This window comes from Thiolapillus sp. (assembly GCF_048562965.1).
GTDB classification, from domain to species: domain Bacteria; phylum Pseudomonadota; class Gammaproteobacteria; order Chromatiales; family Chromatiaceae; genus Thiolapillus; species Thiolapillus brandeum_A.
This window is the reverse complement of sequence record NZ_JBHNMF010000122.1, coordinates 1-8010: the sequence shown is the minus strand read 5'-3', so window position 1 is coordinate 8010 and position 8010 is coordinate 1. Positions and strand designations below refer to the sequence as shown.

9 protein-coding genes are annotated in these 8010 nt (G+C 59.6%); 7 read left to right on the top strand and 2 right to left on the bottom strand.

Features of this window, described 5'->3' with window-relative positions:
• From ACOCD2_RS08495 to waaA, 7 genes are all read left to right on the top strand, one after another.
• Positions 1-392 (top strand): hypothetical protein (locus tag ACOCD2_RS08495; protein ID WP_305800447.1); only part of this gene is annotated, 392 nt, incomplete at its 5' end.
• Positions 392-1072, top strand: coding sequence for a toluene tolerance protein (locus tag ACOCD2_RS08490; RefSeq protein WP_293646662.1), 681 nt, complete (start codon positions 392-394; stop codon positions 1070-1072). The genes ACOCD2_RS08495 and ACOCD2_RS08490, both read left to right, overlap by 1 nt.
• A 63-nt stretch (positions 1073-1135) precedes the next feature.
• Positions 1136-1987, top strand: coding sequence for a hypothetical protein (locus ACOCD2_RS08485; RefSeq protein WP_293646664.1), 852 nt, complete (start codon positions 1136-1138; stop codon positions 1985-1987).
• A gap of 6 nt (positions 1988-1993) precedes the next feature.
• Positions 1994-3418 carry a bifunctional D-glycero-beta-D-manno-heptose-7-phosphate kinase/D-glycero-beta-D-manno-heptose 1-phosphate adenylyltransferase HldE gene (gene hldE, locus ACOCD2_RS08480; RefSeq protein WP_293646666.1) on the top strand — a complete coding sequence of 475 codons (1425 nt, stop codon included), beginning with the start codon at positions 1994-1996 and terminating at the stop codon, positions 3416-3418.
• Positions 3415-4581, top strand: a complete 1167-nt coding sequence (locus ACOCD2_RS08475; protein WP_293646668.1) for an FAD-dependent oxidoreductase — start codon at positions 3415-3417, stop codon at positions 4579-4581. The genes hldE and ACOCD2_RS08475 overlap by 4 nt, the downstream gene beginning before the upstream one ends.
• On the top strand, positions 4572-5345 hold the full coding sequence (locus ACOCD2_RS08470) for an aldo/keto reductase (protein WP_293646670.1): 774 nt from the start codon (positions 4572-4574) through the stop codon (positions 5343-5345). Before ACOCD2_RS08475 ends, ACOCD2_RS08470 begins: the two co-directional genes overlap by 10 nt.
• Positions 5342-6598 carry a lipid IV(A) 3-deoxy-D-manno-octulosonic acid transferase gene (waaA, locus tag ACOCD2_RS08465; RefSeq protein WP_293646672.1) on the top strand — a complete coding sequence of 419 codons (1257 nt, stop codon included), beginning with the start codon at positions 5342-5344 and terminating at the stop codon, positions 6596-6598. The genes ACOCD2_RS08470 and waaA overlap by 4 nt, the downstream gene beginning before the upstream one ends.
• Before the next feature lie 29 nt (positions 6599-6627).
• On the opposite strand, the gene ACOCD2_RS08460 is transcribed toward waaA, so the two are convergent.
• Positions 6628-7287 carry a protein-L-isoaspartate O-methyltransferase gene (locus ACOCD2_RS08460; RefSeq protein ID WP_308214430.1) on the bottom strand — a complete coding sequence of 220 codons (660 nt, stop codon included), beginning with the start codon at positions 7285-7287 and terminating at the stop codon, positions 6628-6630.
• A gap of 494 nt (positions 7288-7781) precedes the next feature.
• On the bottom strand, positions 7782-8010 hold a 229-nt coding region (locus tag ACOCD2_RS08455; protein ID WP_293672564.1), incomplete at its 5' end, for a hypothetical protein.

The window sequence follows — 8010 nt, the reverse complement described above, 5'->3', positions numbered from 1 at the left end:
GTCAGCAGGTGGAGTCGGAACAAGCGTGTCTTCGGCCTCGTGATAGATTTTGGGACATCCCAGTCCCCAAAATCGACTCGGCCTTTGACAACCCATTGGTGCCCCAGCCGTCCTGGTCACCAAGCACTACGCAACAACTTCGCAAGCTCGTTGCTGCTCCGTACTTGGCTCCCAATGACTGGACGCCGCGTTCGGAGGCCTACTTTGTTTTCCCTCTGGCGCAAGGCACGCCGGGAAAACAGTGCGGCCTCGCGGCTACTGGGGTCTACCAGCCTTCGCTTCGCTCTCCATGGCTGGCAGCGTTTGCAGAAGCCGGTTTCAGCATTCGCGGAAAAGTGGATTTTTTACCCCGTTATGCCATGTGGCGCACCTATGTGCTGGAATGTGACTGATGTTCAGTCGGTCCATGAGTCTGGCCCGCTACCGGCAACTGACGGCGGACGCCAAAGTGCTGGAAGCACAGAGTTTTGGTGTCAAAGTATGGCTGCTGCCCGACGGCCGCATCATGAAGCTGTTTCGTCTCAAGGGATTTTTCTCCTCCGGCAGGCGGTATCCTTACAATCTGCGTTTTGCACGCAATGCCCGCCGCCTGCAGGCCCGGGACGTGGCTGCACCGAAGATACGGGAAGTGTTTTACTGCGAGGAGATCCGGCGCCACGGCGTGATTTATGATCTCCTGGAAGGCGAGTCCTTTCACGATATGTTTGCTGCCGGCGCAGATGATGATCTGTATGTGACGTTGGCCGGTTTTCTGGCGGAACTGCACCGCAAGGGTATCTATTTTCGTTCGGTGCATCCCGGCAATGTGCTGCTGAGGCCGGATGGCAGCATGGGACTCATCGATGTCCAGGACGCACGCTTCTGGCCCTGGCCGCTGAATGCGGTATCACGGGCGCGCAATTTCCGTCACCTGTTCAACAGTGACGATCAAAGCCTGGAAATGCGGGCATTCGGTTTTGAGCGCTTCGTTGGGCTGTATCTGAATGCCGTGGATGGCAGTCCGTCCTATAAACAGCGGCTCAAATCAAAGATAATGGCTTACGACAACGCGTGGGAACAGACGGGTCCCTGAGATCACCAAGACAAATGTAGCCTGGCTTACCCCGGTCAGGTGTTAGTACAGGAGAATACAGTTATGCAAAAGACACTCGGATATGCAGCGATTCTTGCCACGCTGCTGGCCGGCCAGGCGCTGGCGGGCACAGTGACCGAGCCCCTGCGAACCCAGTATGCGGATATCAGCGACAAGATGGAGCTGAAGCTGGGCTGGCAATCTTTCAAAGGCATGGAAGTGGACGAGGTCGAGGATCTGGAAGGCTGGACGGCCATGGCCGAGTTTTCCATTCCGTTTGGTGACAGGTTCCGTCTGCGTTTCAACTATCCGTTCAAGACCAATGCCGAAGCAACGGTCAAGGACGATCAGCCCATGCAGCAGGGTGAGAAGGTGGATGTCGAAGGCAATGGCGGGGTCTATGATTTTGCCGTTTTGACTTTCGAACACCAGCTGAGCTTTGCCGAGGACACGGGCTACAACCTGTCCTACTATGTGAGTGGCGGACGTGTCCCCGGGCGCCTGGAAACCACCAAGAGAGACCTGAAAATCGCGGATGAATTCGATCCCATGAATCACACGGGTATCGTGTTTTCCGGCGGTGTGAAGTTCGACAGGCAGCATTCCTTTGGCCAGCTGCTGGCCAACCTGGGGCTGCGCTATTACACCGACTCTGATGATCTGCATCCCAACGGAGACGATACTTTCCCGGTGCTGGATGCCAAGCTGGCAGTCGTTTTTTCTCCCTGGGGCGCACTGCATCCCGCGGTGGAAGTGACCTACCTGGGTGATTTCTCCGATCTCAACCAGTTCAGTGTCTTGCCTGAGCTGCTCTACACCTACAAGAGCCTGGACCTGAAAGCCGGTGCGGAGATCGGCATGGGTGGCACGGGTAACGAACTGGGCGCCGTGCTGCAGGCCGGTATCCATTTCTGAGATGTCATGAGAGACCTGCCGGATTTTTCTGCTGCCAGGGTGCTGGTCGTGGGGGACCTGATGCTCGATCGCTACTGGCACGGTGCTACCGAGCGCATCTCGCCGGAAGCCCCCGTGCCCGTGGTGCATGTGCAGGACGAGGAAGGACGGCCGGGAGGCTCGGGCAACGTGGCGGCCAATATCGCCGCCCTGGGTGGGCAGGCATCTCTCCTGGGGTTGACGGGGGAGGACGCGGCGGCCGGTCAGCTGCAGGAGCAGCTGGAAAGCGCCGGGGTGGAATGCCATCTGCAGCGTGAAGCCGCCTATCCCACCATCACCAAGCTGCGTATCGTCAGCCGTCATCAGCAACTGATACGCCTGGATTTCGAAGACGGCTTTCCGGACTACGATGGAACAGCGCTGCTGCGCCGCTATGAAGCTCTGCTGCCCGATACTGATGTCGTGGTGTTGTCTGATTATGGCAAGGGGACCCTGTCCGATCCCCAGGCCTGGATTCAGCTGGCCCGAAACGCAGGGCTTCCTGTGCTGGTCGATCCCAAGGGGAAGGATTTCACCCGCTATCGGGGCGCCAGCCTGATCACGCCCAACTGGTCCGAGTTCGAGGCGGTTGCCGGTGCCTGTGCCGGCAATGCTGCGCTGGAAGCGGCCGCTTTCCGTCTGATCGAAGATTGCGATCTGGAGCACCTGCTCATCACCCGGGGCGAGCATGGCATGAGCCTGGCAGGCCGCAGTCAGGAAATTCATCACCTGCCCACGCGTGCGCAGGAAGTATTCGATGTTACCGGCGCCGGTGACACCGTGATTGCCACCCTGGCGATTGCGCTGGCAGCGGGTCAGCCGGTGGAAGCCGCCACGGCCCTCGCCAATCTGGCAGCAGGCATCGTGGTGGGCAAACTGGGTACGGCCAGCGTGAGCGCCCATGAGCTGCAACAGGGACTGCTGGAGCAGCGCATTGCCGAACACGGCGTTGTGACCGAGGATGACCTCATGGAGCTGGTTGCCGCAGCGCGGGACCGGGGCGAGCGTATCGTGTTCACCAACGGCTGTTTCGACCTGCTGCATGCCGGCCATGTCACCTACCTGGAACAGGCGAGCAAACTGGGTGACAGGCTGATAGTGGCCGTGAACGTGGATGAAACCGTGCACCAGCTGAAAGGTCCTGAAAGACCCGTGAATCCCCTGCAGAACCGCATGCATGTACTCGTTGCGCTGGGTTTCGTGGATTGGGTGGTGCCCTTTGCCGAGGAAACACCCGAGCGCCTGATCTGCCGCCTTGAGCCCGATCTGCTGGTGAAGGGTGGTGACAATGATCCCGATGCCATTCCCGGCGCCGGCTGCGTGCGTGCTGCCGGCGGGGAAGTGCGGGTGCTCACCTACATCGACGGTGTTTCCACCACATCCATCGTAGACAGTATCAAACAGGGTTCGTGAATACCGTCCGGCCAGACCTGCTGATTTTCGGCGGTGGCATAGCCGGTCTGTGGACGCTGCTGCGTGCCCGGCAGGCGGGGTACAGCGTGCTGTTGCTGGAATCCCGCGTCCTGGGCGGCGTGCAGTCCATTGCCTCACAGGGAATCATTCACGGTGGCACCAAGTACGCCCTGAAGGGCAGGCTGAGCGGTTCGGCACAGTCCATCGCCGCTATGCCCGGTATCTGGCGGGCCTGCCTGCAGGGCAAGGGTGAACTGGATCTTTCCGCCGTGCGGCTGTTGTCCGGACACCAGTATCTCTGGTCCAGCGGCAGCCTCAGCTCAGGTGTCGCGGGACTGTTTGCCAGCAAGCTCATGCGCAGCCGCGTGCAGGCCGTGTCAGCGCCGGATCTGCCGGCGCCTTTCGATGCACCCGGTTTTCACGGCAGCCTCTACCGGTTGCAGGAGCCGGTGCTCGACACGGCATCCCTGATGCACCACCTGGCCGATCAGGCCCTGCCGTACTGCTGGAAATATGATCCGGCCGATCTGTCGGTGGAAAACGGTATGGTGCGGATCGGTGACACGCAGCTGCAGCCGGGTAAGATCCTGCTCACGGCAGGTGAAGGCAATGCAGGTTTGCTGGCGGCTTGGGGGCTGAAAAAACCCAAGATGCAAAAGCGTCCCTTGCATATGGTCATGCTCAAGGCCCGGCTGCCTGCGATTTTTGCCCACTGCCTGGGCGCAAGCGCCAACCCGCGTCTGACCATCACCAGCTATCCCCTGGGCGAAGGGAAGCAGATCTGGTATCTGGGTGGTCAGCTGGCCGAGGAGGGAGTGCGGCGCGATACGAATGAGCAGATAGCGGCCGCAGGCTCAGAGCTTGCCCGTCTGCTGCCCTGGGTGGCTGTCAGGGATGCCGCGTGGGCAACACTGCCCATTCAGCGTGCCGAAGTCGCCACCCCCGGAGGCAAGCGTCCCCAGGAAAGCTTTGTCGGGGAGGCCGGTGACCTGCTGGTGGCCTGGCCCACCAAACTGGCGTTTGCCCCAAGGCTGGCGGCTGAGGTGCTGGCCCGGCTGAAGGCGGCCGGACAGCTGTCGCCGGACGGCGGGCCGTTCGAAATGCCCCTGTCCAGGCCGGCGCTGGCAAGTCTGCCCTGGGAAACGGTGCGGTCATGGAGCTGAGAGATCTTGGCAGCACCGGCATTCGCGTCAGCCCCCTGGGGCTGGGTACCGTCAAGTTTGGACGGAACCAGCAGGTCAAATATCCCTCGGCCTTCGAGATACCCGATGACACTTCGGTGAAGTCTATCCTGGAACTGGCCAGGGAACTGGGTATCAATCTGCTGGATACGGCTCCCGCCTACGGTACGGCCCAGCAGCGGCTCGGCCAGCTGCTGCCGGGACCGAGGCGGGACTGGGTCATCGTCTCGAAGGTGGGAGAGATTTTTGAAAAAGGGTGTTCGTCCTTCGACTTCAGTCATGCGCATACCAGGGCTGCGGTTGAGCAAAGCCTGCGCGACCTGCGCACGGACTACCTGGATTGTGTGCTGATCCATTCGAGTGGGGATGATCTGCAGATCCTGGAACACGAAGGCGCCCTCGACGCCCTCAGAGAACTCAAGGAGAGAGGTCTGATCTGCGCGCACGGCATGTCATCGAAAACCGTGGCCGGCGGCCTGCGGGTCGTCGAGGAAATGGACGTGGTCATGGCCACGGCCAACCTGGAATACGATGAGGAACGGCCCGTGCTGGAGGCTGCCCGGCGCCTGGGCAAGGGGGTGCTGGTGAAGAAGGGCCTCATGAGCGGTCATGTTCAGGGTTTGGAAGGTGTGCGTGCTTCCATGCGCCACGTGTTCAGCCTGCCGGGTGTCAGCAGCATGATCGTGGGCACCATCGATCCGGATCATCTGCGGCAGAACGTGGCCATCATGGATGAGATATCATGAGGCTGATCTATACCCCGTTGCTTTACCTGATGTTGCCTTTCGTGCTGCTGCGTCTTCTTTGGCGCAGCAGCAAGTCACCCGAGTACGGGAAGCGCTGGGGAGAGCGCATGGGCTTTTTCAGTGGAAAACCGGCGCCTGGCGGTGTGTGGATCCATGCGGTGTCCGTGGGTGAGGTGCAGGCCATTGAACCCCTGGTAAAGCATCTGCTGCAGCACTGGCCGGCGCTTTCCCTGACCATCACGACCTCCACGCCCACCGGTTCGGAACGGGTGCGCCTGCTGTTCGGTCAGGACGTCTTCCATGTCTACTATCCCTATGACCTGCCCGCGGCGGTACGCTGCTTTCTCGACAGGATTCAGCCGCGGCTGCTGGTCATGGTGGAAACCGAGATCTGGCCGAACATGCTGCGCCTCTGCAGGGAGCGGCAGGTCCCAACCCTGCTGACCAATGGCCGCCTTTCTGCGCGATCGGCCAGGCGTTACGGCTATCTGAGTAAGTTTTCACGAAGAGTTTTTGGAATGATCGATGCGGTTGCTGCCCAGTCGGAGGCAGATGTCCGGCGCTTCATCGACCTGGGGGTTCCGCAGGATCGTGTCAGGGTTACCGGCAGCATCAAGTTCGACATGCGTATTCCCGCCAGCGTGCAGGAGCAGACCCAGGTGGTGCGCCGTGTCTGGGGCGACCGGCCGGTATGTGTGGCTGCCAGTACCCATGAAGGGGAGGAGGAACTGGTGCTGGCAGCACACAGAAAGATTCTGGCGCAGATTCCGTCGGCCCTGCTGGTACTGGTTCCCCGTCATCCGGAGCGTTTTGAGCGCGTGGCAATGCTGGTGCAGCGGCTGGGATTTTCCCTGTTGCGGCGATCCAGTGAACGGGCCTGTGATCAGCGGACCCAGGTGTTTCTGGGAGACACCATGGGTGAGCTGCCCGTATTTCTGGGGGTGGCCGATGTGGCGTTTATCGGTGGCAGCCTGGTCAAGGTGGGTGGACACAATATGCTCGAGGCTGCCGCCCAGGGAGTGCCGGTGCTGTTCGGTCCCCATGTGTTCAACTTTTCAGCGATTGCACGCCTGCTGCGCGATCAGGGCGCCGGCGTCATGGTGCAGGATATAGAGGAGCTGTCAGAGCAGGTTGCTGCCTGGCTGCAGGATGCAAGTGAACGTTCGCGGGTGGGCGAGCATGGCCGGCAGGCTGTGGAGCAGAACCGCGGTGCCCTGCAGCATCTGGTGAATATGGTGGACGGTTTTCTCTAGGAAGATCGGGGTGCGCCGGCTTCTTCCGCTCAGAACGAGAAGCGGGAAGGCTGAGGCAGCAGTTCCAGCGGCGGGAGATCCGTCTCGAACAGGTGCTCTTCCACGAACTCGTCGCCGTGACGGGTGACCAGTATGGCTTCCATGACCGGGGAAGTGCCCACGACCATGAACAGACGTCCGCCGGTGGCGAGGAACTGTTCACACTGATCATTGTAGGCAGGCAATGAACCGGTCACCGCGATCACATCGAATCCTTCTCTGGGCAGTTCGGCGGCAAATGCATTTCCCAGGTGCAGGTGAACATTATTGATACCCTGCATGGCGATCTTTTCTTTTGCCGTGTTGATAAACGCGTCATAGATGTCAAAGCTGCTGACAGAATTTCCCAGTGAGGCCAGGCAGGCGGTGACGAAGCCGCTGCCGGTACCGACTTCCAGGATCTGGTCACTGGGCCTGACGGCCAGTGACTGCAGCATGCGGGCTTCCAGTTTGGGCTCCATCATCACCTGACCATGTCCCAGGGGAATGCGCGTGTCAGCAAATGCCAGGCTGCGGTAGGCATGGGGAACGAACTGCTCACGGGGAAGGCTCTGCATGATATCCAGCACCTGATCGTCAAAAACGTCCCAGGGGCGAATCTGCTGATAGGCCATGTTGTAACGGGCATCTCTGTTGCTGACTGTCATCATGCGTGCTTCTCGGAAATTGATTATGGCCGAAGGAGGGTGTCGCAAAAGGCGATAGCCTCCGCGATGCAAGGATGCATCGCCATTTTCGATGGCTGTAAGTCATTGAAAATGGAGGATTCGGAAAATCACATTTTTCCGAATCCGAGTCGTAAAAGCCCAGGGAAGGACTCTTACGACAATTGTTAGAGAATAAAGGGAAACCCGTTTCCTGGCAATGACCTGAAGCAATTTTGATGAGCTGTGTTATTGTTGCAGGGCATAAAAAATATTATATATCCATATAAAAACAATGGAATATGCGAAATGGAGGAGTATACAAGAATGAAAACCACTCATACTGCACACATCCGAAGATCGAAGGCTTACCTTGCCTTGCTGGCAGGCTGTGCCTTCAGCTTTGCATCCGCTCAGTTGCAGGCGGCGCCGACAACCATTGTCGTCAATTCGTCGGAAGACCTGGCGACCAGCAGCAATTTCAGCAGGAGCACCTGTACCTATATCGATGGCGCCTTGTTTTTTCCCGAGCCGGACGGAAAATGCACGCTGCGGCGGGCAATTGTCGAAGCCAGCGCACGACCGGACTCAGACCGTCCCATTTCCATCACTGCCAGCCATGGAGAGCGAAGCGAAGGCTGGTAGACCCCAGTAGCCGCGAGGCCGCACTGTTTTCCCGGCGTGCCTTGCGCCAGAGGGAAAACAAAGTAGGCCTCCGAACGCGGCGTC